The organism is Mycobacteroides franklinii, from assembly GCF_001853795.1.
In the GTDB taxonomy this organism is placed as follows: Bacteria; Actinomycetota; Actinomycetes; order Mycobacteriales; family Mycobacteriaceae; genus Mycobacterium; species Mycobacterium franklinii.
Genome location: NZ_MLIK01000019.1, coordinates 124,605 through 150,023, shown reverse-complemented (window position 1 = coordinate 150,023; position 25,419 = coordinate 124,605). Strand labels below are relative to the sequence as shown.

General features: G+C 64.6%; 25 protein-coding genes and 1 riboswitch. Of the genes, 19 read left to right on the top strand and 6 right to left on the bottom strand.

Features of this window, described 5'->3' with window-relative positions:
- The first annotated feature begins 105 nt into the window (after positions 1-105).
- Positions 106-1,452 (top strand): amidase, encoded by a 1,347-nt coding sequence (locus tag BKG76_RS08565; protein WP_070937283.1) that lies wholly within the window; start codon positions 106-108, stop codon positions 1,450-1,452.
- Between the two features lie 316 nt (positions 1,453-1,768).
- Here the strand turns inward: BKG76_RS08565 and BKG76_RS08560 are convergent, their stop codons facing one another.
- Positions 1,769-2,587, bottom strand: a complete 819-nt coding sequence (locus tag BKG76_RS08560) for a Coq4 family protein (RefSeq protein ID WP_070937282.1) — start codon at positions 2,585-2,587, stop codon at positions 1,769-1,771.
- A 62-nt stretch (positions 2,588-2,649) separates the two neighbouring features.
- Here BKG76_RS08560 and BKG76_RS08555 point away from each other — a divergent pair, with 62 nt between their 5' ends.
- Positions 2,650-3,312 (top strand): helix-turn-helix domain-containing protein, encoded by a 663-nt coding sequence (locus BKG76_RS08555; RefSeq protein ID WP_070937281.1) that lies wholly within the window; start codon positions 2,650-2,652, stop codon positions 3,310-3,312.
- Here the strand turns inward: BKG76_RS08555 and BKG76_RS08550 are convergent.
- Positions 3,309-4,877: a substrate-binding domain-containing protein gene (locus tag BKG76_RS08550; protein ID WP_070937280.1), complete on the bottom strand. Its 1,569-nt coding sequence runs from the start codon at positions 4,875-4,877 to the stop codon at positions 3,309-3,311. The genes BKG76_RS08555 and BKG76_RS08550 overlap by 4 nt on opposite strands.
- 145 nt (positions 4,878-5,022) lie before the next feature.
- Here BKG76_RS08550 and BKG76_RS25120 point away from each other — a divergent pair, with 145 nt between their 5' ends.
- From BKG76_RS25120 to BKG76_RS08475, 16 genes are all read left to right on the top strand, one after another.
- Positions 5,023-5,190, top strand: coding sequence for a hypothetical protein (locus tag BKG76_RS25120; protein ID WP_165611511.1), 168 nt, complete (start codon positions 5,023-5,025; stop codon positions 5,188-5,190).
- Between the two features lie 68 nt (positions 5,191-5,258).
- On the top strand, positions 5,259-7,526 hold the full coding sequence (ftsH, locus tag BKG76_RS08545; protein ID WP_070937279.1) for an ATP-dependent zinc metalloprotease FtsH: 2,268 nt from the start codon (positions 5,259-5,261) through the stop codon (positions 7,524-7,526).
- Position 7,527: 1 nt separating this feature from the next.
- Positions 7,528-8,142: a GTP cyclohydrolase I FolE gene (folE, locus tag BKG76_RS08540; protein WP_070937278.1), complete on the top strand. Its 615-nt coding sequence runs from the start codon at positions 7,528-7,530 to the stop codon at positions 8,140-8,142.
- Positions 8,139-9,191: a dihydropteroate synthase gene (gene folP / locus BKG76_RS08535; RefSeq protein WP_070937277.1), complete on the top strand. Its 1,053-nt coding sequence runs from the start codon at positions 8,139-8,141 to the stop codon at positions 9,189-9,191. Before folE ends, folP begins: the two co-directional genes overlap by 4 nt.
- The gene (gene folB / locus BKG76_RS08530) at positions 9,188-9,568 is read left to right on the top strand and encodes a dihydroneopterin aldolase (protein ID WP_070937276.1); all 381 of its coding nucleotides are present in this window, start codon (positions 9,188-9,190) and stop codon (positions 9,566-9,568) included. Before folP ends, folB begins: the two co-directional genes overlap by 4 nt.
- An 11-nt stretch (positions 9,569-9,579) precedes the next feature.
- Entirely contained in the window at positions 9,580-10,092 is a 513-nt protein-coding gene (gene folK / locus BKG76_RS08525) for a 2-amino-4-hydroxy-6-hydroxymethyldihydropteridine diphosphokinase (RefSeq protein ID WP_083338101.1), read from the top strand.
- On the top strand, positions 10,092-10,559 hold the full coding sequence (locus tag BKG76_RS08520; protein WP_070937274.1) for a DUF3180 domain-containing protein: 468 nt from the start codon (positions 10,092-10,094) through the stop codon (positions 10,557-10,559). Before folK ends, BKG76_RS08520 begins: the two co-directional genes overlap by 1 nt.
- A 70-nt stretch (positions 10,560-10,629) precedes the next feature.
- On the top strand, positions 10,630-12,120 hold the full coding sequence (locus tag BKG76_RS08515) for a DUF6779 domain-containing protein (RefSeq protein WP_070937273.1): 1,491 nt from the start codon (positions 10,630-10,632) through the stop codon (positions 12,118-12,120).
- A 154-nt stretch (positions 12,121-12,274) separates the two neighbouring features.
- Positions 12,275-13,255 carry a Rossmann-like and DUF2520 domain-containing protein gene (locus BKG76_RS08510; protein ID WP_083337977.1) on the top strand — a complete coding sequence of 327 codons (981 nt, stop codon included), beginning with the start codon at positions 12,275-12,277 and terminating at the stop codon, positions 13,253-13,255.
- 20 nt (positions 13,256-13,275) lie between these two features.
- Positions 13,276-14,208 (top strand): pantoate--beta-alanine ligase, encoded by a 933-nt coding sequence (gene panC / locus BKG76_RS08505; RefSeq protein WP_070937272.1) that lies wholly within the window; start codon positions 13,276-13,278, stop codon positions 14,206-14,208.
- Between the two features lie 12 nt (positions 14,209-14,220).
- A complete protein-coding gene (panD, locus tag BKG76_RS08500) occupies positions 14,221-14,643 on the top strand; it encodes an aspartate 1-decarboxylase (RefSeq protein ID WP_070937271.1) in 423 nt (140 codons plus the stop codon).
- A gap of 2 nt (positions 14,644-14,645) precedes the next feature.
- Positions 14,646-15,461 carry a type III pantothenate kinase gene (locus tag BKG76_RS08495; RefSeq protein ID WP_070937270.1) on the top strand — a complete coding sequence of 272 codons (816 nt, stop codon included), beginning with the start codon at positions 14,646-14,648 and terminating at the stop codon, positions 15,459-15,461.
- A gap of 54 nt (positions 15,462-15,515) precedes the next feature.
- On the top strand, positions 15,516-17,018 hold the full coding sequence (lysS, locus tag BKG76_RS08490) for a lysine--tRNA ligase (protein ID WP_070937269.1): 1,503 nt from the start codon (positions 15,516-15,518) through the stop codon (positions 17,016-17,018).
- Positions 17,019-17,181: 163 nt separating this feature from the next.
- Positions 17,182-17,526, top strand: a complete 345-nt coding sequence (gene lsr2 / locus BKG76_RS08485) for a histone-like nucleoid-structuring protein Lsr2 (protein ID WP_070937268.1) — start codon at positions 17,182-17,184, stop codon at positions 17,524-17,526.
- A gap of 279 nt (positions 17,527-17,805) precedes the next feature.
- Positions 17,806-20,340 carry an ATP-dependent protease ATP-binding subunit ClpC gene (gene clpC1 / locus BKG76_RS08480; RefSeq protein ID WP_070937267.1) on the top strand — a complete coding sequence of 845 codons (2,535 nt, stop codon included), beginning with the start codon at positions 17,806-17,808 and terminating at the stop codon, positions 20,338-20,340.
- A gap of 118 nt (positions 20,341-20,458) precedes the next feature.
- Positions 20,459-20,929 (top strand): DUF2231 domain-containing protein, encoded by a 471-nt coding sequence (locus tag BKG76_RS08475; protein WP_070937266.1) that lies wholly within the window; start codon positions 20,459-20,461, stop codon positions 20,927-20,929.
- Between the two features lie 54 nt (positions 20,930-20,983).
- On the opposite strand, the gene BKG76_RS08470 is transcribed toward BKG76_RS08475, so the two are convergent.
- From BKG76_RS08470 to BKG76_RS08455, 4 genes are read right to left on the bottom strand one after another with little or no spacing between them, the layout of a single operon-like run.
- The gene (locus BKG76_RS08470; protein ID WP_070939056.1) at positions 20,984-21,850 is read right to left on the bottom strand and encodes an LLM class flavin-dependent oxidoreductase; all 867 of its coding nucleotides are present in this window, start codon (positions 21,848-21,850) and stop codon (positions 20,984-20,986) included.
- Between the two features lie 46 nt (positions 21,851-21,896).
- The gene (locus BKG76_RS08465) at positions 21,897-22,889 is read right to left on the bottom strand and encodes an ABC transporter substrate-binding protein (protein ID WP_070937265.1); all 993 of its coding nucleotides are present in this window, start codon (positions 22,887-22,889) and stop codon (positions 21,897-21,899) included.
- Positions 22,886-23,671: an ABC transporter ATP-binding protein gene (locus BKG76_RS08460; RefSeq protein ID WP_070937264.1), complete on the bottom strand. Its 786-nt coding sequence runs from the start codon at positions 23,669-23,671 to the stop codon at positions 22,886-22,888. The genes BKG76_RS08465 and BKG76_RS08460 overlap by 4 nt, the downstream gene beginning before the upstream one ends.
- The gene (locus BKG76_RS08455) at positions 23,671-24,729 is read right to left on the bottom strand and encodes a FecCD family ABC transporter permease (protein ID WP_070937263.1); all 1,059 of its coding nucleotides are present in this window, start codon (positions 24,727-24,729) and stop codon (positions 23,671-23,673) included. Before BKG76_RS08455 ends, BKG76_RS08460 begins: the two co-directional genes overlap by 1 nt.
- A 98-nt stretch (positions 24,730-24,827) precedes the next feature.
- Positions 24,828-25,051, bottom strand: a riboswitch (cobalamin riboswitch).
- A 157-nt stretch (positions 25,052-25,208) separates the two neighbouring features.
- On the opposite strand from BKG76_RS08455, the gene BKG76_RS08450 reads away from it, so the two are divergent.
- Positions 25,209-25,415: a CbtB domain-containing protein gene (locus BKG76_RS08450; protein WP_070937262.1), complete on the top strand. Its 207-nt coding sequence runs from the start codon at positions 25,209-25,211 to the stop codon at positions 25,413-25,415.
- Positions 25,416-25,419 lie beyond the last annotated feature (4 nt).

Here is a 25,419-nt window from a genome sequence, read left to right as displayed (position 1 = left end):
CTTCCGAGGGCGGTCAACAGCCTTGTTGTCGCGCGTTCTGATTGCCACTAAACCACAACGCGCAATCGCCGACCAGAGACCGCGGCCGTCGGTCACACTGGGGCGATGGAGTTCACGGCCACCGAGATCGCGGCGGACGTGCGTTCCGGCGCGATGGATCCGGTTGCCGTGGTCAAGCATGCACTCGCTCGAATTGTTGAGCGGGACAAGGAAATCTGTGCCTTCGCCAAAGTGCGGTCCGATGCGTCGGTGCGCGAGGCCGAGCAGCTGGCCCTTCGGAGCGACTTAGCCCGGTTACCGCTGGCGGGAGTGCCCGTGGCCATCAAGGACGTCATACCGGTCGCCGGTGAGCCCATGCGGATCGGTTCGTTGGCCACCTCCGCAGAGCCGCAGCCACACGATCACCCGCTGATCACCAGGCTACGGCGCGCGGGGGCGATCATCGTCGGCCTTACCGCCGTACCTGAATTATCGCTGTGGCCGAACACGGACGGTGTACACGGAATCACCAAGAACCCGTGGGCAACCGGGCGTACCGCGGGCGGGTCTTCGGGTGGATCCGCTGCCGCGGTTGCCGCGGCGATGGTGCCCGTAGCCGTCGGATCTGATGGATTTGGCTCGTTGCGGGTGCCGGCCGCCTGCTGTGGTCTGGTAGCGCTCAAGCCGGGGATCGGGGTGGTTCCGGCGGAACTCGGGGTGACCTCGTGGGGCGGCGTTGGAGTCAATGGTCCGATAGCGGCAACCGTCGCCGATACCGCGCTGCTCTTCTCGGCGCTGGCCGACGATCCGCGGCTCGCGGTAGTGGAAGCGCCGCCGTCGCTGCGGGTGGTAATACCCACCAACGAACCGGTCCCGCACGTATGGGCAGACGAGGCCGCGCGTGGGGCAGTGTCCGCCGTCCGGGAGACGCTGACGGATATCGGGCACTTCACGGCGACCGCGCATCTGCCCTACCCGCGCAATCTCCTGCCTGTCTTCGCGCGCTGGTTCAGTACCCCGGCCGCCGACGTCGAGGCCTGTGTGGTGGATCGTTCGGCGCTGCAGCGCAGGACTGTTCGGCATCTGCGACTCGGCCACCTGATGCGCGGCCGCGTTTCTGATGAACAGATCGCGGAGGCGGCGCAACGGGCCGAGAGGTTCTTCGACGACCATGCCGCCGATGTGGTGATGACGCCGACCTCGCCCAGAATGCCGGTCAAGGCCGCGGGCTGGTCGCGGCGCGGCTGGCTCGCCAACGTGGCGGCCTCATCGATGTCGACCACCTACACCCCGTTCTGGAGTCTGGCCGGTTGGCCCGCCATCACCGTTCCGGCGGGTATTCACCCCATCTCGGGCACCCCGGTGGGTGTTCAGTTCGCCGCACGCCCTGGCAGTGAGACGCTGCTCCTCGCGCTCGCCGGTCAGGTGGAACGGCACCGACCGTGGGAGCGGGTCCCCGCGCGCTACGCGTAGCGACAAGAGCCCGAAGACAAACGGGGCGCCACCGTCTATGGCGGCGGTGGCGCCCCGCACCGGTACGGGTCAGGGGGTGACCACCCGGTTGGCATGGTGTGCGAGTGAGATATCGAGGGGTTCGCACACCACGCCTGATTATGTGCATACGCTCGTGCTCAGAATATTAGACACTCCGGCAGTCTTGTCAACAGTCGTATCCGCCTCGGCTGGCGCCGGCTCTGTCTGGAATTTCTGTCACCCTCCCCGGTCGAAGATCACCGCCTGGTCGAAGCCGGCGGCCTGAGGGGTCGAATTGTGCTGAGCCGGTGAATGTTCAGGCGGCGATGGGCCCGGCGGCCAGGATGCGCTCGTAGTTCCACGGGGTGGGTGGCGTGATGGATGGCGGCGTCCATTCGGTGGTCCATCTGCCTTGTGGATGCGCCACCTCGACCGAGCTCACGCCGAGAATCGACTGGACCTCGCGGTAGGGCAGTTCGAGCAGCTCTTCCCAGGGGGCGGCCATCAGCAGGTCGGCACGGCGGCCACGCTCAACCGCCTGCCGGTAGTAGCGAAGTTTGAAGCGCACAGACGCGCCGGGCAGGGTGAGGGCTCCGAACAGTCCGAGCTTTTCCAGAGGGCCCGCGGGTTCCATTTGTCCGCAATGAAATCCGATGTTGGCCATTTCGCCGGCGATATCGGGGCCGTAGCCGCCGATGGTGTGAAACATGTCGTGCAGAGCGGTGCCCCGAATGATCATGTAGTAGAAGTCCTCATCCCAGTTGTTCTTCTCGGCGATCGGCCTGATGATGTCGGACTCGCCGAACACGCCGGCGTCGAGCTTGTTGGTGTTCAGGAACGAGAGGTAGGCGTGGCCCAGGCTGCCGAATGGCAGCGAGCTCAGATACTCCACGTCATTCAGCGTGGTGAGTAGATCTGGTTTGTGCTTGAACAGCTTTCGGCCGTTCGGATGGGATCGCACCTGGTAATAGGCGCGTGCGAAGACCGGCGCTTCCATGCCGAGGAACGCCTCGTAGATATCGCCGTGGTATTTGACGTCGATCAGCATGCGCCAGGCTTTGAGCCAGGGAGTCCACGTCGCGCGGTCGGGTACGGCACCGTCCGGATTAGAGTATTTGGCCAGGTTGATGGGCATGAAAATAATAATAGGCAGATTAATCAAAGTGTCAATATATTGCGTGAGGAGGCAGCGAGGGGATGGCTCGCAAGAGTGAGGCCGAGGGCAGGGCTCCCCGAGGTCGGGGCAGGCCTCCGGGCGGTGGAAACACGGCACAGCAGGCGCAGGCTCAACTGCTCGATGCCGCGGAGCGTCTCTTCATCGCGCGCGGATACGGCGCCTCCACCATGGATGCCATCGCGCGGGAGGCCGGCTACAGCCGGGCCGTGGTGTACCGCCATTTCCGGAACCGCGACGATCTGATGGACGCCTTGGTGGTCCGCTCGACGATGAGTGAGATCACCAAGATGGTCGGTCGCCTGATGGCATTGAATGGCCTCGCCGAGATCATTCCCGAGTCGATGGTCATCGTTTCGGTGGAGGTCGGCGCCAATCCGCTGCTAAAGGTGCTCGCCGATCGTGACGATCATGGCACAGTGGCGTCGCTGATTGTCAACGCCCCCAATCTTATTGACCTGTTGACGGCCATGTATGCGGGCGTCTTCAGCACCCGGATGACGGAGGTACGTCAGGGGGTTCGGCCGGAGGACGCGGCGCGATACGTGCTCTCCGTCGCACTGTCCCTGCTGCTCGGACTGATCCCGGGAACCGACAATCCCGAGCAGGTTCGGCGCTACGTCCGGGTTTTCATGTTGCCCACGCTGCTGGCGAACCCGCCGGAACCCGAGGCCGTCTTCATCTAGCGTGCCGCGGTTCGCGCCTTGATGAGGTCGGTGACGATGTTGGGGATCTCGTCCGCGTTCCGCGCGACTCTGCTGCCGCCACCCGGTGTGGCATCCGAAATCTGTTTGAGCACAGCGGCATCGGCATCTTCGGTGATTCCGAGGGTGATCAGGACGACGGGGCGTGCCGGGTCCTGCTCCTTCTTCAAGGTCGCGAGCAGCTGGTCCAGTGTCAGGCCATTGGGCTTTTCGTTGGATCCGTCGGTGATGATCACGACGCTGTTGACGTAGTGCGGGTCGTAGGTCGACTGCACCTTGCGAAATGCCGCGAGCGTGGTGTCATACAAACCGGTCCCACCGCCGACGAGTGCGTCCAGGCCGTGGCCTTCGTCGGCCAACAGCTGACGTTGGGTCTTATCGCCCACCTTCTCGCCGAGCGTGCGGATGGGCAGCAGGTCCTTCCAGTCCTGGCCGGGCCCGCCCTTGTCGATCGAGAATGCCCACAGGCCGATCTGTGCGTTCTCGGGGAACAGCGGGAGACCGTTGTCGATTGCCTGGCTCAGCAGGCCCACCCGGGTGGTGGGCCCGGCGGTGAACTTCATCGAGCCGGACACGTCGAGCACGGCAAGCATGCGGGAAGGCAAGGCCAGCACCGCGTATCGGCGCATCGCCGTGTCGAATGCCGTGAGGTCGTTCACGGTGAGCGTCTCGACGGCGCCGACACCGTTTCCGTTCAGCGGCGCGAAATCCGGCGCGCGGAACCCGGAGCGCGCCAGGGCATCCTTACCGTCGTCACCCGAGAAACGTTCGGCGAGTATCTCGCCGGAGCGTTTGGCGCTGGGATGCCGATCGTTGGCTGGTTCGGTCACCGCGATCGGATAGTTCAGGGCGGGCGTTCCTGTCGCGGGAACGACGGCGGTGAGCTTGGTGTCCGGGTGCCTTGCGTTGTAGTCGATGAGCTGTTGTTCGGTCGATACCGCCAGCCCGCCGGTCTTGGCCACCTCGCCGAGACGTTCCTCGGCGCTGCTCTGCTTGGTGTTGATCAGTTGTGCCTGCGCGATGGGAACGAGCGCCGCGGTAATCGCGTTGGGATCGCTCTTTCCTTGCTCGGCCTCGGCGAGCGCGCCCAGCACCGGGCCGGCCGCGACGGTGTCCTCCAGCGGATTGCCGATTCGCAGGCCTGGCTGCTTCAACACGCTCAGCCACGAATCGAACGTCGGCGTCTCGCCTTGCTTGGCCACCACCACGACGGGTGTTCTGGCCACCGACTGGCTTGCTGAATCCAGTGCGGCCCCGGTGGCGCGCATCTGCCTGGCCAACCAGATAGACGAATCGGGGAGCCACAGCGCGGGCGCACCGCCGGGCTTGCCGATGGTCGCGGCTGTCGCCGCGGAGGGCTTCGCGGTCACGGTGAATTTTGCGCAGCCGAGCTCTTTGGCGCCGGCGCCGTCAACCACCTTCGACACCGCAGGCGCGATGGCCGGATCGGCGGCGACGGCGAAGGTGTCGACGTCCGAGCACCGCTCGGACAGTTTCTTGTAGGCGAAAAACCCGAGCCCACCGAGCAGGAGGGCGACGACTGCCAACGCAATCCACTTGGGCCGACTCGATGCGCCCGAACGTTGTCTTCTGCGATGACGTTCACTGTGGCGACCAGGCATGACTGGACCTCTTCGTTCTCCGCCGCACGCAGACCTGATGCCCGCGTCGTGAGGCTCGCGCGATAGTACCGTGAACAAGATCACGGTTTTTCTCGACGAAGGTGCGTATCACGCCGTTTTTGGGCCGCAAATCATCGTGAAACGTGGACTCGGCACCACCGGAGCGGATGGTCACGCCACCTCCGCGTTCGCCCGCAGCGTAGTGCGCGCCACAGATGCGAACATGCAGGTGAGGTAGCCTGAAGGTTCTTATGTCTTCCCCCATGTCTACGGAAGGACCGGGCCGCTGACCGCGGCCGACGCTGTATGAACCGGACAAACGTGTTTCGCACCCTGGGCGTCATCGTGGTGGTGCTGCTGCTGGGGTGGTCGTTCTTCTATTTCAGCGACGACACCCGCGGATATAAGCCCGTGGACACCTCGGTCGCGATCAAGCAGATCGACACCGACAACGTCAAAAGTGCCCGCATCGATGACCGCGAGCAGCAGCTGCGACTGGACCTGAAGGCGCCGAACGGTGATACCGAGGGCAAGGACAAGGTCATCACCAAGTACCCGACCGGGTACGGGGTGCCACTGCTGGAAAAGCTGAACAGCAAGGGCTCGACCGTCAACACCACGGTGAACCAGGGCAGCATCCTGGGATCGCTGTTGCTGTACCTGTTGCCGGTGATCCTCTTGGTAGTGCTGTTCTTCGCGTTCAGCCGCATGCAGTCCGGCGGCCGGGGCATGGGCTTCGGTTTCGGTAAATCGCGTGCCAAGCAGCTGTCCAAGGACATGCCCAAGACCACCTTCGCCGACGTCGCGGGGGTCGATGAGGCCGTCGAAGAGCTCTATGAGATCAAGGACTTCCTGCAGAATCCGTCGCGGTACCAGGCGCTGGGGGCCAAGATTCCACGCGGCGTGCTGCTCTACGGTCCGCCCGGAACCGGCAAGACCCTGCTGGCCCGCGCGGTCGCCGGCGAGGCCGGGGTGCCGTTCTTCACGATCTCCGGTTCGGACTTCGTGGAAATGTTTGTAGGCGTTGGCGCTTCACGTGTGCGTGACCTGTTCGAGCAGGCCAAGCAGAACAGCCCCTGCATCATCTTCGTCGACGAGATCGATGCCGTCGGGCGCCAACGTGGCGCCGGTCTGGGTGGTGGACACGATGAGCGTGAGCAGACCCTCAACCAGCTGCTGGTGGAGATGGACGGCTTCGGTGATCGGCAGGGTGTCATCCTGATCGCCGCGACCAACCGCCCCGACATCCTCGACCCGGCGTTGTTGCGCCCAGGTCGTTTCGACCGCCAGATCCCGGTGTCCAGCCCGGACTTGGCAGGTCGCAAGGCCGTACTGAAGGTTCACTCTGCCGGTAAGCCTTTCGGGCCCGACGTCGATTTCGATGGTTTGGCCAAGCGCACCGTGGGGATGTCTGGCGCAGACCTGGCCAATGTCATCAACGAATCCGCACTGCTCACCGCCCGCGAGAACGGCACGGTGATCACCGCCGCCGCGCTCGAGGAATCGGTGGACAGGGTGGTCGGCGGTCCCCGTCGCAAGGGACGCCTCATCAGCGAACACGAAAAGAAGATCACCGCGTATCACGAGGCCGGGCATACCCTGGCCGCTTGGGCCATGCCGGATATCGAGCGGGTCTACAAGGTCACCATCTTGGCGCGTGGGCGCACCGGTGGGCACGCCATCGCCGTTCCCGAGGACGACAAGGGCCTGGCCACCAGGTCGGAGATGATTGCGCAACTGGTCTTCGCGATGGGCGGCCGGGCTGCCGAGGAACTGGTGTTCCGGGAGCCGACCACCGGCGCGGTCTCCGATATCGAGCAGGCCACCAAGAAGGCTCGTGCCATGGTCACCGAGTTCGGTATGAGCGCCAAGCTCGGTGCGGTGCGGTACGGCACCGAACACGGTGATCCGTTCCTTGGCCGCACGATGGGCACCCAGGCCGACTACTCCCATGAGGTCGCCCGCGAAATCGATGAGGAGGTGCGCAATCTCATCGAGGCAGCGCACACCGAGGCCTGGGCCATCCTCACCGAGTACCGAGATGTGTTGGACACGTTGGCCGGTGAGCTGTTGGAGAAGGAAACCGTGGTCCGCAAGGAACTCGAGGAGATCTTCAAGGACGTCCAGCGCCGTCCGCGACTGACAATGTTCGACGACTTCGGCGGCCGCATTCCGTCGGACAAGCCCCCCATCAAGACCCCGGGCGAGCTTGCCATCGAGCGCGGTGAGCCCTGGCCTCCGCCGGTGCCCGAGCCCGCGTTCAAGAAGGCTATCGCCGAGCAGGCGGGCGATGCCGCGCCCGCCAACGGTGTTCCGTCGGTGCCCGCCGGTCCGCATGGACATGTGCCCAATGGCCAAGGTGGGCAACCTGTTCCGCCAGGAACCAACTACGGCGCACCCGCCGGCTGGTACGCGCCGGGTTGGCCTCCTCCGGGGCAGGCGACCCACCCGCAGCCGGGTTATCCGCCGCCGGGCTACCAGCAGCACCCGCCGCAGCCGTATCCATATCCGGTGCCGACCCCGCATCAGCAGCCGGGCCCGGCTCCGGACGAGGGCAGTGAGAGCAAGAGCTGATATGAACTCGCCCGAGACGGCCGAGCGCAACGGCCATCCGACCGTTCACGTCTTCGATCAGGCGCGTGCCGAGGCCGCGGTCCGCGAACTGCTCTACGCGGTTGGTGAAGACCCGGATCGGAACGGGTTGGTCGATACCCCGGCCCGGGTGGCGCGCGCCTACCAGGAAATATTCGCCGGGTTGTACACAGATCCGGACACCGTGCTGAACACCACATTCGATGAACAGCACGATGAGCTGGTGTTGGTGAAGTCGATACCGATGTACTCGACGTGTGAGCATCATCTGGTGTCGTTCCACGGTGTCGCACACGTCGGATACATCCCCGGGGAACACGGTCGGGTCACCGGGCTGTCGAAAATCGCACGCTTGGTTGACCTTTACGCGAAACGGCCACAGGTACAGGAGCGGTTGACCGCGCAGATCGCCGACGCGTTGGTGCGCAAGCTGGAGCCGCGCGGGGTGATCGTTGTGGTCGAGGCCGAGCATTTGTGTATGGCCATGCGTGGCGTACGCAAACCCGGCGCGACGACTACCACGTCGGCGGTGCGAGGTCAGTTCAAAAGCGACGCGGCTTCTCGGGCTGAGGTTCTCGACCTGATGATGAGGGCATGATCGCCGGCGTGACGGATACTCCCGCACTGACCCACATCCTGGGAGTCGTCAATGTCACCGACGACTCCTTCTCTGACGGTGGACAATTCGTCAGGCAATCGGACGCGGTGGCGCACGGCCTGGCACTTGCCTCCGCCGGCGCGGACATCATCGATGTCGGTGGCCAGTCGACTCGGCCGGGCTCGGCACCGATCAGGCAGAAGATCGAGATGCAACGGGTCATCCCGGTGATCAAAGAGCTTGCCAGCCATGGGATCAACATCAGCGTGGACACCATGCGCGCGGAGGTCGCGGCTGCCGCGATCGACGCGGGCGCAAACATGGTCAACGATGTTTCGGGTGGCCGGGCTGATCCGGAGATGGCCCCGCTGGTAGCCGAGCGGGGTGTGCCGTGGATCTTGATGCATTGGCGTTCAAAGGATTTCATACATACTCCGGCCACACGAAACTATGGCGATGTGGTGGCCGATGTCTCGCGTGAGCTGATGGAGTCGGTCGAAGGCGCAATCAAGGCCGGCGTCGCCCCGGAAAAACTGATCCTGGATCCCGGCCTCGGTTTTGCCAAGACCGCACACCACAACTGGCTGCTGCTGCAGTCGATCCCTGATCTGCAGGAGCTGGGCTACCCGATCCTGATCGGTGCGTCCCGGAAGCGGTTCCTGGGCTCGCTGCTTACCGATTTGAAGGGTGTGGAACGGCCGCCTGACGGGCGTGAAACCGCAACCGCCGTCATTACCGCGCTGGGCGCGCTGCATGAGGTGTGGGGTGTGCGCGTGCATGACGTGACCGCGTCCATGGATGCGCTCAAGGTGGTGCGCGCCTGGGAAACCGGGGGCGCCGAAACCGTTGAGGAAGACGAGGAAGAAAGTCAACAGGCAACCTCGCCGAAACCGCAGCCCACGCCGGAGCCCGTACCCACGGTCACTGCGCCGGACGAGGTGACCACCGAGGTGACGGTGCGGACGGTGCGACCCGAGCCCAGTAAGACCGCGGGCGGCAAGTGGCGTCGTGAGGTTGCGCAGCGTGGCACCAAGGGTGCGAAGAAATGACCGACCGTATCGAGTTGCGCGGCCTGAAAGTCTTTGGCTATCACGGAGTTTTCGAGCATGAGCGCCGCGACGGCCAAGAGTTCTCGGTCGATGTCACCGTCTGGATCGACCTGGATACCGCCGCGGACACCGATGAGCTGGCCGACACGCTTGACTATGGAGATCTGGCTCAGCGCGCGGCCGCGATCGTGGCGGGGCCGCCGCGCAATCTCATCGAATCGGTCGCGGGTGCTATCGCCGATGACGTGATGACCGATTCTCGCGTGCATGCGGTGGAGGCGGTGGTGCACAAGCCGAACGCGCCAATTCCGTTGACATTCAGCGATGTGGCAGTGGTAGCCCGCCGCTCCCGGCGATCTCGGTCCGGGGCTCAGTAGCAGTGCGTGCCGTGCTTTCCGTCGGATCCAACCTTGGTGACAGGCTTGCGCACCTGCAATCGGTAGTGGACGCGCTGGGTGCGGATGTGGTTGGCGTGTCGCCGGTGTATCAGACCGCACCGTGGGGGCCGGTTCCGCAGCCAGATTTCTTCAATGTTGTCGTCATCGCGGACGGGCGTGAGCCTCGCGAGTGGCTCGCGGTGGCGCACCGCCTGGAGCAATCCGCGCAGCGAGTGCGCGCGGAGCGGTGGGGCCCCAGGACTCTCGATGTCGATGTGATCAGCTGCAGGCAAGCTGCCGCTGGCACCGAGATCCTTTCTGACGACCCGGATCTGACGCTGCCGCACCCGCGCGCGCATCAACGCGCGTTCGTGCTGGTGCCGTGGCTGGCATTGGACCCCGGCGCGGAGCTGACCGTAGAGGGCCGGGTCCGCCCGGTATCCGACCTGCTGGCCGGGCTGGACGCGGCCGAACGTGAGGGTGTGCGACGGGTAGACGACGCCCTGACCGGTCCGGTGACGTAGTGGGAACCACCCGGATCCGCGATCTGCTGATCGCGGGCACGGTGACGGCGATCCTCGGCTATTTCTTTGTGTTGATGGCCTACGGCTCCCTGCCGCCGATCCCGTTGCTTGCCGGCGTTTCGCTGTTGGTACTGGCGATCGCCGAAGGCGGGTGGGCGTTCTACATCCGTAGCAAGGTCAACGACGGTCAGATCGGAGTGGGCACTGGACGTTTGCCCGCGCTTGTGGTCGCGCGTTCGGTTGTGGTCGCGAAGGCGTCGGCGTGGCTCGGCACGCTGATGACCGGATGGTGGATGGCGATGCTCGTCTACATCCTGCCGCGGCGCGCGCATCTGGCCGCGGCCGCGGCGGACACCCTTGGTGTGGTGATCGCAACCGGATGTGCGCTGACGCTCGCCGTCGCCGGGCTGTGGCTCCAGCATTGCTGTAAGTCGCCGCCAGACCCGCCCGCGACCCCCGCCAGATAGCACCGACGCATGTCGAATCGCCGATTCGAGGTCGGCCAGCACACTGCACTGTCCAGGTACAGTCACCTCCATGACGATGCCCACCCGCGCGGCGAAGCCCCGGCGTGGCAGTCGACGCCCCGGATGGGCGTTGCTGACCGCGTTGCTGGTGTTGGCTATCGGGTCCGGGATTGCGCTGGTTTTCACCGATAAGGCCATCTATTTGCGCGTCGGCTTGTTGCTGGCGCTATGGGCTGCAGTCATCGCGTCGTTCGCCGCACTGACCTACCGTCGACAGAGTGACACCGATCAAGCCAAGGTTCGCGACCAGAAGCTGGTCTACGACCTGCAATTGGAGCGGGAGATCTCGGCACGACGCGAGTACGAGCTGACGGTCGAGAGCAAGCTGCGCCAGCAGCTGGCGGGGGAGATCGAGGCGCAGGCCGCGGATGAGATCGCGACGCTGCGGGCCGAGCTCGCCGCATTGCGCACCAATTTGGAAATCCTCTTCAATACCGAACTCAGTGACCGCCCCGCGATCGAGCACGACCCGATTCGGGCGCTGGGCCCCTGGCCCGGGGCGGAGCCGCAGCCCGTATCGAACACGAACGCTGCCGCGTTCACCCGTTCCGTTCGCGAGTCGGAGCCTGCTCCTGCGGCCGAGTATCAAGATGTCACCGCGGTCGAGGAGGACGGGCGGACATCGGAGTACCCGATCATCGATGTCGCCGAAGATCCCCATCACGAAGACGAAGCGCCACCGACGCCGCCCTATCCGGCTCCGCCGTACTACGGGGCCGCTCAACCTCACGAGCCCGAGCCGTATCAGCAGCCGGTGTCTTCGGGCACGCATTGGCGTCCGCAGCCTGAACCGTATGTGGCACAGCCTCCGATGCCCGGGCATCAACCGCAGTTCCCGGCGCCCGCGCCGGCCGTGGAGGCCCCGCAACAAGCATATTGGGCTGCCAGGCAAGAGGATTGGGATGCGGCGGCCGACGGTGAGGATTGGGACCCGGTGCCTGTACCGATGGCCCCGCCCGAGCAACCTGCGCCCCATCCTGCGTGGAACGCGCCGCCGCAGGAATGGAATGCACCCCCGCCACCGCCACCGCCGCCCAGTGCCTGGGCACCGGCACCTGCCGAGGGCCAGTGGTTACCTCCCGGAACGACCGGCAGCAATTGGGCCGCCAACGAACCTGTAGCACCCCCAAGCCCTTACCCGGCCGAACCTGCGGGCGGCGGGCGCCACTCCGGAATTCCGTCACGGCACCAGGCACCGGCCGCACCCGAGACCGCGGGCGGGGGGCATTGGGCTCCGGAGCCGTCGTATCCGCCACCCCCGGCGCCCGAACAGCCGAGCTATCCGGAGAGCTCGGGCGGTCACCGCGCGCCGGAGCAGGACCCGGAGCCGGAGGAAAAGCGTGGAAAGCGTCGGGCCCCGGAGCCCGAGGAATCTGAAGAAACCCGTGGTCGGCGTCGCGCGGAGGACACCGGCGGCTTTTCAGTCGCCGACCTCCTGGGACGTATGCAGAGCGATCCTTCGGAGTCCAGTGGCGGCCGTCGGCGTCGCCGTGAGGACTGATGTAGGCGGATTTCGTCACCGTGCGTGAAAGTGAGCAATCTAACGGCCCAGGCCTCTGCCGATAGCGCAGCCCGGGGATTACTCTGCTGGTGACCGTCCGGTACCTGCGCGGCAGGACTGGAACGTATCTAATCTGCGAGGTGTCTCGTTCAGCATGTCTGAGGCTTTCAATGTCGATGGCCCAGCCGGGAACCGTTCGGGTGACCAATCCGACGGCCCGCTGGACGGCATGCGGCCAGCCCGCCTGGCCGTCGGAATCATTTCTGCCGGTCGCGTCGGCACCGCGCTGGGCGTCGCACTGGAGACGGCCGGGCACTTCGTCGTCGCCTGCAGCGCGGTATCCGATACTTCGCGACGACGGGCTGAGCGGCGACTGCCGGAAAGTCAGGTACTGCCCGCCCAAGAAGTAGCTCCGCGCGCCGAGCTGTTGATCCTCGCGGTACCGGACCACGAGTTGGCGGCACTGGTCTCGGGGCTTGCCGCCACCGGTTCGGTGCGGCCCGGAACGATCGTGGTGCACACCTCGGGCGCCAACGGCGTTGCGATCCTGGAACCGCTGACCGCCCTCGGATGCGTCGCGCTGGCCATTCATCCGGCCATGACCTTTGCCGGCGGCGATGAGGACATCGAGCGACTTCCCAACTGCTGCTTTGGAATTACTGCTGCGGATGAGACCGGCTACGCCATCGGTACGGCTCTGGTGCTGGAGATCGGCGGCGAACCGGTGCGCGTGCGCGAGGATGCCCGCACCCTCTATCACGCGGCGCTGGCACACGGAAGCAACCATGTGGTGACCCTGGTGCTGGATGCGGTTGAGGCGTTGCGCTCCGCGCTCTGGGGGCAGGAGCTGTTGGGGCAGGAGACAATTGGCGACGGACCCGGCGGGCTGCCCGAACGGATGCTGGCGCCGCTGGTGCATGCCGCCGTCAACAATGCGCTCGATCGCGGGCAGGCGGCCCTGACCGGCCCGGTGGCGCGGGGAGACGGTGCTGCCATTACGCGCCATCTCGAGGCGCTCGCCGAGACGGACCCGGCGTTGGCCGAGGCCTACCGTTGCGACGCGCGTAGGACGGCGCAGCGCGCGCACGCCCCTAAGTCGGTTTTCGCCGCACTGGAACCCCGAGATGCTGGCTAAGGCAAGGTAAAGGCACTGAGATGACGAGTTTGTACGGACAGAAGGGGCCCAAGGGCTACCTTCGTGGAGAACTCACTGTTCACCATGATCCCGACACCATGTACGACGTGTCCAAGGCGTTGCGGCATACCGGACGCCGGATCATGCTGGTGCCGACCATGGGTGCGTTACATGAGGGCCACCTGACGTTGGTCCGGCACGCCCGCAAGGTGCCCGGCGCGGTGGTCGTGGTGTCGATCTTCGTCAACCCCTTGCAATTTGGCGCCGGCGAGGACCTCGATGCCTATCCGCGCACGCTGGATTCCGATGTGGAGAAATTGCGCGAGGAAGGCGTGGAGCTGGTGTTCGCGCCGAGCGTGGAGGCGATGTATCCCCAAGGTCAACGCACTACCGTCCAGCCCGGACCGCTGGGTGCCGAGCTTGAGGGTGCCTCCCGGCCAACGCATTTCGCCGGGATGCTGACGGTGGTACTCAAGCTGCTGCAGATCATCGCGCCCGACCGGGCCTACTTCGGTGAGAAGGATTACCAGCAGCTGGTGCTCATCCGGCAGATGGTCGCCGATCTCAACATCAAGACTCGGATCGACGCGGTGCCGATCGTTCGTGAGGCGGACGGACTGGCGATGTCCTCGCGGAACGTCTACCTCAGCCACGAGTATCGTGAGCAGGCAGGGGCGTTATCTGCCGCGCTCCTCGCCGGAATCTATTCAGCCTCGGCGGGTACGGAAGCGGCGTTGGATGCGGCCCGCGCGGTACTCGATGAGGTACCGGCGATCGAGGTGGATTACCTCGAAGTGCGCGGCGCCGATCTAGGCCCCGCCCCCGCACATGGACCCGGTCGCATGCTGGTGGCGGCCAAGCTGGGGGCCACTCGGCTGTTGGACAACGTTCCCGTCGAGATCGGGCCGGCGGTGCCGTCGGACCCTGATCACGAACTACCCTGGCGAAACTGACTGGAGGACCTGATGTTCCGCACGATGATGAAGTCAAAGATCCATCGCGCCACCGTGACGCATGCCGACCTGCACTATGTCGGCTCGGTCACCATCGACCCCGATCTCATGGAAGCCGCGGACCTGCTGGAGGGTGAGCAGGTCACCATCGTCGACATCGACAACGGTGCCCGGCTGGAGACCTACGCGATTACCGGTGCGCGTGGCAGCGGCGTCATTGGGATCAACGGTGCCGCAGCACATCTGGTACACCCGGGGGACTTGGTGATCATCATTGCCTATGGCGTGATGAGCGATCAGGAGGCCCGCGCCTTCACACCGCGCGTGGTATTCGTCGACTCGGACAACAAACAGGTCGATCTGGGCGAGCACGCCGGCGACCCGGCCTACGTGCCCGAAAACTTCGGCTTGGTGTCGCCGCGCGGTCTGGTGTAGCCGTGCTGCTGGCCATCGACGTACGCAACACCCACACCGTGTTGGGGCTTGTCTCCGGCACGGGCGAGCACGCGAAGGTCGTTCAGCACTGGCGGATTCGCACCGAGCCCGAGATCACCGCCGACGAGCTGGCACTCACCATCGACGGACTGATCGGTGACGACAGTGAGACGCTGACCGGAGTTGCGGCACTTTCCACAGTGCCTTCGGTGCTGCACGAAATGCGCGGGATGTTCGACCAGTACTGGTCGTCGGTTCCGCAGGTTCTCATCGAGCCCGGCGTGCGCACCGGACTGCCGCTGCTGGTGGACAATCCCAAAGAGGTAGGCGCCGACCGTATCGTCAATTGCCTTGCCGCACATCACAGATTCGGATGCGCGTGCATCGTGGTGGATTTCGGGTCCTCGATTTGTGTGGATGTGGTGTCGGCCAAGGGCGAGTTTCTCGGGGGCGCGATCGCGCCGGGCGTACAGGTGTCCTCCGATGCCGCCGCCGCTCGCAGCGCTGCCCTGCGCAGGGTGGAGCTGACCCGCCCGCGCTCTGTCGTCGGAAAGAACACGGTCGAGTGCATGCAGTCCGGAGCGGTTTTTGGGTTCGCCGGATTGGTGGACGGACTGGTGGGGCGGGTGCGTCGCGATATCGACGGCTTCGGCGGCACCGGAGTGACGGTGGTGGCCACCGGCCACACCGCGCCGTTGATCCTGCCCGAGATCAACACCGTCGACCGTTATGAGGAGCACCTCACCCTCGACGGTTTGGCGCTGGTGTACGAACGCAACCGGGCTGACCAGCGCGGTAAGGCGCGGGCGACCAGGTAGGTACAAACAAAACAGAATCGTACGGGCGAGGCAGTACCGCTAAGCTGCCGAGACGTGACTGATCCTGACGCGCAGACCAGCTTGCCGGAACAATTTCGCATCCGGCAGGCCAAGCGCGAGAAGCTGCTCGCCGAAGGTACCCAGCCGTATCCGGTGGAGGTGCCCAGAACCCACAGCCTTAAGCAGATCCGAGATGCCTACGCGGATCTGGAAACCGACACCAGCACCGGCGTGCTGGTGGGTGTCTCGGGCCGGGTCATCTTCTCCCGCAACACCGGCAAGCTCTGTTTCGCGACGCTTCAAGAGGGCGACGGCACCTCGCTACAGGTGATGATCAGCCTGGCGGGCGTCGGCGAACAGTCGCTCGCCGACTGGAAGACCGATGTGGACCTCGGCGACATCGTGTTTGTTCACGGCGAGGTCATCAGCTCGCGTCGCGGTGAGCTGAGCGTCTTGGCGGACGGCTGGCAGATGGCGTCGAAGTCTCTCCGCCCGCTGCCCGTTGCTCACAAGGAGATGTCCGAAGAGACCAGAGTGCGCCAGCGCTACGTTGACCTCATCGTGCGCCCAGAGGCGCGGCAGACCGCGCGGCAGCGTGTCGCGGTGATGCGCGCTATTCGTGATGCGCTGCACCGGCGTGATTTCTTGGAGCTGGAGACGCCCATCTTGCAGACCCTCGCCGGAGGTGCCGCGGCGCGCCCGTTCATTACGCATTCAAACGCGCTTGATATCGACCTGTATCTGCGTATTGCGCCGGAACTTTTCCTGAAAAGGGCACTTGTTGGTGGTTTCGACAAGATTTTCGAACTCAACAGAGTTTTCCGAAATGAGGGTGCGGATTCCACACATTCGCCCGAATTCGTGATGTTGGAAACATACGAGACCTACGGCACATACGACACCGCCGCGACAATGATCCGTGAGCTCATCCAAGAGGTAGCCGACGATGCAATGGGCACCCGGCAGGTGACGTTGCCGGATGGATCGACCTACGACTTGGATGGTGAGTGGACAACGGTGGAAATGTATCCGTCGTTGTCTGCGGCTCTTGGCGAGGAGATCACGCCTGATACGCCAGTTGCCGCGCTATGGAAGATCGCAGATCAGGTGGGCGCCGAGATTCCCACCGACCGCGGATACGGGCACGGAAAACTGATCGAGGAACTGTGGGAACACCAGGTCGGCGATAAAATGTTCGCGCCGACTTTTGTCAGGGATTTCCCAGTCGAGACGGCTCCGTTGACCCGTCAGCACCGCAGTATCGCCGGTGTGACCGAGAAGTGGGATTTGTATGTGCGTGGCTTCGAATTGGCGACCGGATACTCGGAGCTGATCGACCCGGTCATTCAGCGCGAAAGGTTCGTTGACCAGGCGCGATTGGCGGCTGCCGGTGATGACGAAGCCATGAGCCTGGATGAGGATTTCCTTGGGGCGATGGAGCATGCGATGCCGCCGGCCGCCGGAACCGGGATGGGTATTGACCGGTTGTTGATGGCGCTTACCGGCTTGGGAATTCGAGAAACGATCTTGTTCCCGATTGTCAGGCCCACACTCTGATCTACGCGTTCGAATTTTTGTCACATTTTTCAACTATGAGTGTAGTGAAAGGCTTGCCTTGAGCCGAACACGCGCAGCCTTGCGCGTATGTTGAACTTTGCGGCAATCCGTGGCATGTTTGAGGTGGACCAACGGGGGTTCCGCATTTGGAAGGAAAAAAGGAATGGCTAAGAAGGTCACGGTCACGCTTGTCGACGACGTCGATGGCGAAGCGCCTGCCGACGAGACCGTTGAATTCGGTGTTGACGGTGTGACTTACGAGATCGACCTTTCTTCCAAGAATGCGGAGAAGCTGCGCAATCAGCTCGCCACATGGGTTGAGCACGCGCGTCGTGTCAGCGGACGTCGCCGTGGGCGGGGGAGTTCGGGCTCGACTCGTGGCCGTGCCAGCATTGACCGCGAGCAGAGTGCGGCGATCCGGGAGTGGGCGCGTAAGAACGGGCACAATGTGTCATCGCGTGGCCGCATTCCGGCTGAAGTTGTCGACGCGTTCAACGCGGCCAACTAGTACGTTCCCCGGCAATTTCGCTTACGGCGAAGCCCGGCCAAAATCGGAAACGTTTTCACCGCATCTGGCGTTGTTTCGGTTGCCTAACAAGCACCGCCGGGTGCGGTGATTTCGTGTAGTGGAGCCATCTCCAGGTATGCGAACACCGCACCGACTACGGCCGACCACTAGAGTGGCGATTAGGTCCTAGTGCCAGCGGGGATGAGCCGTTTGGGGGGAGCCCCGAGCGGCACCATCTACCGCTCGCGCAAAGGCCGGACGAGGAAGCGAGGGAGACCGATGTTCGAGAGATTCACTGACCGCGCACGGCGGGTGGTTGTGCTGGCCCAAGAAGAGGCCCGCATGCTCAACCACAACTACATCGGTACCGAGCACATCCTGCTGGGTCTGATTCACGAGGGCGAGGGCGTTGCCGCCAAGTCGCTCGAGTCGTTGGGCATCTCCCTGGAGGGGGTGCGCAGCCAGGTCGAGGAGATCATCGGCCAGGGCCAGCAGGCGCCGTCCGGGCACATACCCTTCACTCCGCGCGCCAAGAAGGTGCTGGAGCTGAGCCTGCGCGAGGCACTGCAGCTCGGCCACAACTACATCGGCACCGAGCACATCCTGCTGGGCCTCATCCGTGAGGGTGAAGGCGTCGCGGCTCAGGTGCTCGTGAAGCTGGGCGCTGAGCTGACCCGGGTGCGTCAGCAGGTCATCCAGCTGCTGAGCGGTTACCAGGGCAAGGAGACCGCTGAGTCCGGTACCAGCGGCCGCGGTGGCGAAGCAGGCACGCCGTCGACCTCGCTGGTGCTTGACCAGTTCGGCCGCAACCTGACTGCCGCCGCCATGGAGGGCAAGCTCGATCCGGTCATTGGCCGTGAGAAGGAAATCGAGCGGGTCATGCAGGTGCTGAGCCGTCGCACCAAGAACAACCCGGTGCTGATCGGTGAGCCCGGTGTCGGTAAGACCGCCGTCGTCGAGGGCCTGGCGCAGGCCATCGTCCATGGCGAGGTGCCCGAGACACTGAAGAACAAGCAGCTGTACACCCTGGACCTTGGGTCCCTGGTGGCCGGCAGCCGCTACCGCGGTGACTTCGAAGAGCGCCTCAAGAAGGTGCTCAAGGAGATCAACACCCGCGGCGACATCATCCTGTTCATCGATGAGCTGCACACCCTGGTCGGTGCGGGCGCGGCCGAGGGCGCGATCGACGCGGCCTCGATCCTGAAGCCCAAGCTGGCCCGCGGTGAGCTGCAGACGATCGGCGCGACCACCCTCGATGAGTACCGCAAGTACATCGAGAAGGACGCCGCCCTGGAGCGCCGGTTCCAGCCGGTGCAGGTGGGTGAGCCGACCGTCGAGCACACGATCGAGATCCTGAAGGGTCTGCGCGACCGCTACGAGGCGCACCACCGGGTGTCCATCACCGACGGCGCGCTGGTGGCGGCGGCCACCCTGGCCGACCGCTACATCAACGACCGGTTCTTGCCCGACAAGGCGATCGACCTGATCGACGAGGCCGGTGCCCGCATGCGCATCCGCCGGATGACCGCTCCGCCAGACCTGCGCGAGTTCGACGAGAAGATCGCCGATGCGCGCCGGGAGAAGGAATCGGCCATCGATGCCCAGGACTTCGAGAAGGCCGCGCGGTTGCGTGACTCCGAGAAGCAGCTGGTCGCGCAGCGTGCCGACCGCGAAAAGCAGTGGCGTTCAGGTGATCTGGATGTGGTTGCCGAAGTTGACGATGAGCAGATCGCCGAGGTGCTGGGCAACTGGACCGGTATCCCCGTGTTCAAGCTGACCGAGGAAGAGACCACGCGGCTGCTGCGCATGGAGGACGAGCTGCACAAGCGGATCATCGGGCAGGAGGACGCCGTCAAGGCGGTCTCCAAGGCGATCCGTCGCACCCGTGCCGGTCTTAAGGACCCGCGGCGCCCCTCGGGTTCGTTCATCTTCGCCGGTCCGTCGGGTGTCGGTAAGACCGAGCTGTCGAAGGCGCTGGCCAACTTCCTGTTCGGCGACGACGACGCGCTCATTCAGATCGACATGGGTGAGTTCCACGACCGCTTCACGGCCTCAAGGCTTTTCGGCGCGCCTCCGGGATACGTCGGCTACGAGGAGGGCGGTCAGCTCACCGAGAAGGTCAGAAGGAAGCCGTTCTCGGTTGTCCTGTTCGATGAGATCGAAAAGGCTCACCAGGAGATCTACAACACCCTGTTGCAGGTTCTCGAGGATGGACGTCTCACCGACGGCCAGGGCCGCACAGTCGATTTCAAGAACACCGTGCTGATCTTCACCTCGAACCTGGGCACGTCGGACATCTCGAAGGCCGTGGGTCTCGGGTTCTCCGAGGGTGGCGGCGGCTCGAACTACGAGCGGATGAAGCAGAAGGTCAACGACGAGCTCAAGAAGCACTTCCGCCCGGAGTTCCTCAACCGCATCGACGACATCATCGTCTTCGAGCAGTTGACGCAGGAGCAGATCATCGAGATGGTCGACCTGATGATCGGCCGGGTGGGCAAGCAGCTCAAGGCCAAGGACATGGAGATGGAGCTCAGCGACAAGGCCAAGTCGCTGCTCGCCAAGCGCGGGTTCGACCCGGTGCTGGGCGCGCGGCCGCTGCGTCGGACCATCCAGCGCGAGATCGAGGACACCCTCTCGGAGAAGATCCTCTTCAACGAGGTGGGCCCCGGCGAGCTGGTCACGGTCGACGTCGAAGGCTGGGACGGCGAGGGTGCCGGCGAGGACGCGAAGTTCACCTTCGTCGGCCGTCCGAAGCCTGCACTGGTCACCGGCGAGGAGCCGGCCGCCGACTTGGCGGCCTCGGCCTCGGAGTAAGTGAGTTCTGAAAGCGCCGGGTGCGAGCAGCAATGCTCACACCCGGCGCTTTTTGCGCGCTGGCTGGGGCTTCGGCATTTCCGGGCGCGGAACATGGTGCGGCAGTAGTGTCCCCCGCATGGACACGATCAGCGGCTTGCCTGCACACGTGCTGTTGGTGCATTTCGTTGTCGTGCTTGCGCCGTTGACGGCGATCCTGGAGATCCTGTGTGGGGTTTCCGTCGCCATTCGGTCGCGGCTGGTGTGGCTGGTTGCCGTGCTGGCAGCGGTGACGCTGATACTCACCCCGCTGACCACCTCGGCAGGGGAGTGGCTGTTCGATCGTGAGAAGAGCCCCAGCGCGGCCCTGTTGACGCACGCCGAGCGTGGCGACTGGATGCTGGTGTTCTCCAGCGCGTTGGTGCTGGGGGCGGTCGTGCTGGCGATCGCTCATCGGCTCGGCCTGTCACCGGCTCGGCTCGGGCCGCACCTGACCGTTGCCGTGTTGGTACTGATTCTCGGGATCGTGTCCATCGTCGGCGTCATCCGGATCGGGGATTCCGGCGCCCGGGCGGTCTGGGGCACGGAACTGACCGGCGACGGCGGCTAGATTCGCGGCCCTTCCCCGCCTACAGCTATGGTCGGGAAGTAATTGTCTGGAATTTCAGACGCGCAGCAGTGGCCTCACTTCTTGGCCGAGGGTGCGGATGTATTCGATGAGGTCGGGTTCGTTTCCGGTCGGGGATGCGATGAAATCGGTGACGCCGAGATCTCGTAGCGCGTGGAGCTTCCCGGCGACCTCGGTGGCATCTCCGCCGATACTCGCCGAAGCGTCGAAGGAGATCCCGGGGTAGTGGCCGGGGTCGTTCGCGATGAGTTGGGCGGCACCGGGGCCGATGCTGATGGTTCGGCTCAGGAAGATCCGGTGGTCGGGGCCGGGTTCGATCAGAGCGCAGTGCGCGGCGACGGTATCGGCGGGAACCATGCTGGTTAGCAAGGTGCCATCGCCGAGGTGGCCGGCCAGGCGCAGCGAGCGGGGCCCGTTCGCGCCGATCATGATGGGCAGTTGTTCCACGGGCGGCCAGTCCAGCCGAACCTCGTTCAGCCGCACATAGCGTCCGTTGGCACTGACCTCCTTGCCTGCCAACAGATCCCGCAGCGCGGTCACGTACTCCTGGAGCAGGGTCAAGGGCGAGCCGACCTTGGCGCCGATTTGCGCCATGTGAGGCTGCCAGCCGTGCCCGATTCCGGGCAGCACCCTGCCGGGAAAGTTGCGGGCCAGGATGCTGTAGTCCATTGCGGCCGTGACGACATTGCGTACCGGTGCCGAGAGGAAACCGGTACCCACACTGATCCGTTCGGTAGCAGCAAGGGCCAGGGAGGCATACGCGATCGACGTGGTGGCGAAACAGTCCTCGCACACCCACAGATGATCGAGACCGGCGGAGTCGGCTGCCCGTGCGATCTCGAGAAGCCGTTCCGGTGGAACGGAGGGAGGCACCATCAAGCCGAGCGTTGGAAATTCACTCATGTCTTTCACCATAGCCATGCCAACATGTCGTCCGCCGCCGCTAAATCTAGAATCCCTTACTGCGCAGGTAGTTCGCCAGAGTGACGATGGCATCCGGGTTGCGTGGCCCCTCGACAAGTGCGGCGTAAGGCAGCACGATGAAGTTCCCGTCGCGTACCGCCTGGGTGTGCCTCATCAGTGGTTGCGCCTTGAGGAGGTTGATCTTTGCCTCGGCCGTGTTGTTGGGCCCCACTCCGTAATCGCAGATGATGATCACCTGCGGGTCCCGCTGGGCCGCGGTTTCCCAGGCGGCGGTGGTCCAGCTGTCATCGAGATCGGAAAATACATTGCGGCCACCGGCCTTCTCGATGATTTGTTGTGGCGCTGCGGTTTTACCCGATGTGAACGGCTGGGCTTCCCCGCTGTCGTACAGGAAGACACGTGCGGTTGGCTGCCCGTGTGGAATACGTGACTGCACGCCGTCAATGATTGTGCGGTAGTTCGCGATCAGGTCCCGCGCGCGATCCTGGACACCAAAGATGGTCCCCAGGTTGGTGAGGTCTTCATACAGGGCATCGAGGGGAGCCTTGATGCCGCGCCGTACGGTTCCGGGCTGTCGGCATGCCTCGGTGAGCTGATACGGCACCGCTCCGATGGACCGTACCCACTCGGGTGTCAGCCCCGAGGTTTCGTTGAATCCGTAGCTCCATCCGGCGAACACAAGATCGGGGCGAGCGGCCTGTACGGCTTCACGCGTGAACCCCTGACCCAGGTTCGTGGTGGAATCGAATTGCGCCTTCCACGGGGAGGTCTTGACGTCCCGGTCCTGTCCGGAGTCCAGGAAGTAGCCCGCCATCCGATCCTGCAGACCGAGTGCGAACAGGAGCTCGGTGACCCCGGTGTCATTGGTGACGGCTCGGGTCACCGGGACCGGAACATCAAGGGGGGCGGCACAATTATCGACGGATACCCGCTCGGATCCGGGGCTTTTCTCCTCGATCGTCGCGCAGCCCGCCGAGAGCAACGACACCACCACCGTCACGCCGATGAATGCCTTCATACCTTCTCCTGCCTTTCTGGTTCAGCGTCGAAGATGATCTGCGGGACGCCGCTGCGTGGATGCGCGATGACATGGCAGCCGATACCAAACCACCGGCCGACGGACTCGGCGGTGATGACCTCGTGCGGTGTTCCGGAGAGCACCACGCGACCGTTGGCCATGACATGGATCGCGTCGCAGTACTGTGCCGCAAGGTTGAGGTCATGTAGTGCGGCGATGATCGTAATGCCCAGTGAACGAACAGAACTGAGTATCGAATACTGATGCCGAACGTCCAGGTGATTGGTTGGCTCGTCGAGTACCAGCACGCGCGGCTGCTGCGCGAGGGCGCGCGCGATGAGCACTCGCTGCCGCTCGCCGCCGGAAAGTGAACTGAACTTGCGGGCGGCAAGTGCCGTCACATCCGCTGTCTCGGTGGCTTGCGCGCAGAGCTGTCGATCCCGATCGGAGGTGCCACGCAGCGATGTACCGTGCGGTAGCCGGCCGGTGGCGACCACCTCGGCGGCAGTGAAGTCGAAGTCCAATGACATGTCCTGCGTCAGTGCCGCGACCTGGCGGGCGTTCTCCCGCATACTGATTGCCCGTATCGACACGCCGTTGACCGCAACGTCACCGCAGTCGGGGGCGAGTGCGCGATACAGGCAGCGCAGGGTTGTCGATTTGCCGCTGCCGTTGGGCCCGACTATGCCGACGAAGCCGCCGTCCGTGACGTCCAAGTCGATATCCGAGACGATCCGAGCACCCGCGATGTTGACCGACACGCCTCGATAGGTGACGTCCATCAGCCGACCGCCCCCGCTGACATCGCACGGCGACGCATCAATCCGACAAACACCGGCACCCCGACCGCTGCGGTGATCGCCCCGAGCGGCAGCTCCTGCGGTGGAATCGCGGTTCGCGCGACAAGGTCGGCGGCCACCAGGAAGCATGCGCCCAGCACCGGAGCCACGATCAAGACCCGGCGATGATCCGCCCCGACCAATAGCCGCGCCGCGTGTGGAATGACCAATCCCACGAATCCGATTGCCCCGCAGATAGATACAAAGCATCCGGTCATGACGGCCGACAGCACGAACAGTGCTACCCGGAACCGCCCGGCGTGTAGACCCAGCGACGCGCTCACCTCGTCGCCCATGGCGAGGGCGTTGAGCTGGCGGGCCAGACCCGCAACGCAGATGATTCCGATCACGGTGGCCGCCAGAGCCACCGGCACCTTGTCCCAGGACGACGCGCCCAGGCTGCCCAGTAGCCAGAACATGACGCTGCGGGCAGCCTCGCCGTTGGGGGCCAAGAACACCAGGACTGTTGTCACCGCGGACAGGCCGTAACCGACGGCAGTTCCTACCAGGATCAGTCGTAGCGGCACCAAACCCTGCGGAGTGCGCGCAATGTGATAGACCAGGGCGGTCGCGGCCAAGGCGCCCAGTGATGCCGAAAGCGACAGTGCATAGGCGCCGAGGGTGCCGAGCACGCCGTAGACGACCACTGCCGTCGCACCTACCGAAGCCCCCGACGAGATGCCGAGAACATACGGATCGGCCAGGGCGTTGCGGACCATTGCCTGCACGACCACGCCCACCACGCTCAGCCCCGCGCCGACGAGGATCGCGAGGATCACCCGCGGCAGTCTGGATTCGACGACGATGCGGTAGTTCGCGGCGTCCGCGGCGCGGACGGAGCCGCCGGTCGCGCCGGACCAGAGGAAGTGCAGACAGTCGCGCCAGGGCACATCGGCGGTCCCGAAGGCAAGGGCGGTCACCGAGAGCAGTACCAGCGCCGCCAGGCCGACCATGACCGCAAGGCTCAGAGACCGTGCGTGCTGCGCTGTGGGCATCGACATTCCTGCGTCGTCGGGTTGCCGGCACCAGGGCATGACGGATGCGCCGTACAAGCGCTACCCGCCAGGCGGTCCCTCGGCACTGGCGAATGACCGCACCTGATGGTGTGGTCGCGGTGGCAGGTCTTCGGACTCGCGGACACGAGGCACGTTCCGGGCCTCACCTACCAGCGGCTGCTTCCCGGGCCTGGGACCCAGTGCTGTAGTGCCGCCGTCGTTTCCACTCACCGCTGCGGGGCAGCTCCGGATTCTCACCGGATTCCCTCTTGCGATCCCCGAAGACACTTCCCAACGCCTCGGAGAAACCAACGCGGGCCAAAACTATCACTCGAACGCGCAGACCAGTCACGTCGACTAAGCTCAATCCGTCCTTCGACAGGACGGGAACCTGGTGTGATTCCAGGACGGTCGCGCCACTGTGAGAGTCAGACCCCGTCGTCGATAAGAACAGATCGGGACGCGGTATCTCGAAAAGGAGCAACATGGCACACACAACGTCCGCCAGCCATCCGGTTGCGGTGTCGATCCCCCAGGCTGCACTGTGGCTCAGCATCACCGCGTTCCTCGCGCTGCTGACCTACTACTTCGTCGGCGTCGACCAGGGCGCCGTATCGGTCTTCGGTAGCGATATGCATGTGCATGAGTTTGTGCACGATGCTCGCCACTTCCTCGGCTTCCCCTGCCACTGAGTCG

Coding starts and splice junctions, on each gene's coding strand:
- BKG76_RS08565 (WP_070937283.1), top strand. CDS start 106: ATGGAGTTCACGGCCACCGAGATCGCGGCGGACGTGCGTTCCGGCGCG.
- BKG76_RS08560 (WP_070937282.1), bottom strand. CDS start 2,587: ATGCCCATCAACCTGGCCAAATACTCTAATCCGGACGGTGCCGTACCC.
- BKG76_RS08555 (WP_070937281.1), top strand. CDS start 2,650: ATGGCTCGCAAGAGTGAGGCCGAGGGCAGGGCTCCCCGAGGTCGGGGC.
- ftsH (WP_070937279.1), top strand. CDS start 5,259: ATGAACCGGACAAACGTGTTTCGCACCCTGGGCGTCATCGTGGTGGTG.
- folE (WP_070937278.1), top strand. CDS start 7,528: ATGAACTCGCCCGAGACGGCCGAGCGCAACGGCCATCCGACCGTTCAC.
- folP (WP_070937277.1), top strand. CDS start 8,139: ATGATCGCCGGCGTGACGGATACTCCCGCACTGACCCACATCCTGGGA.
- folB (WP_070937276.1), top strand. CDS start 9,188: ATGACCGACCGTATCGAGTTGCGCGGCCTGAAAGTCTTTGGCTATCAC.
- BKG76_RS08515 (WP_070937273.1), top strand. CDS start 10,630: ATGACGATGCCCACCCGCGCGGCGAAGCCCCGGCGTGGCAGTCGACGC.
- BKG76_RS08510 (WP_083337977.1), top strand. CDS start 12,275: ATGTCTGAGGCTTTCAATGTCGATGGCCCAGCCGGGAACCGTTCGGGT.
- panC (WP_070937272.1), top strand. CDS start 13,276: ATGACGAGTTTGTACGGACAGAAGGGGCCCAAGGGCTACCTTCGTGGA.
- panD (WP_070937271.1), top strand. CDS start 14,221: ATGTTCCGCACGATGATGAAGTCAAAGATCCATCGCGCCACCGTGACG.
- lsr2 (WP_070937268.1), top strand. CDS start 17,182: ATGGCTAAGAAGGTCACGGTCACGCTTGTCGACGACGTCGATGGCGAA.
- clpC1 (WP_070937267.1), top strand. CDS start 17,806: ATGTTCGAGAGATTCACTGACCGCGCACGGCGGGTGGTTGTGCTGGCC.
- BKG76_RS08475 (WP_070937266.1), top strand. CDS start 20,459: ATGGACACGATCAGCGGCTTGCCTGCACACGTGCTGTTGGTGCATTTC.
- BKG76_RS08470 (WP_070939056.1), bottom strand. CDS start 21,850: ATGAGTGAATTTCCAACGCTCGGCTTGATGGTGCCTCCCTCCGTTCCA.
- BKG76_RS08465 (WP_070937265.1), bottom strand. CDS start 22,889: ATGAAGGCATTCATCGGCGTGACGGTGGTGGTGTCGTTGCTCTCGGCG.
- BKG76_RS08460 (WP_070937264.1), bottom strand. CDS start 23,671: ATGGACGTCACCTATCGAGGCGTGTCGGTCAACATCGCGGGTGCTCGG.
- BKG76_RS08455 (WP_070937263.1), bottom strand. CDS start 24,729: ATGTCGATGCCCACAGCGCAGCACGCACGGTCTCTGAGCCTTGCGGTC.
- BKG76_RS08450 (WP_070937262.1), top strand. CDS start 25,209: ATGGCACACACAACGTCCGCCAGCCATCCGGTTGCGGTGTCGATCCCC.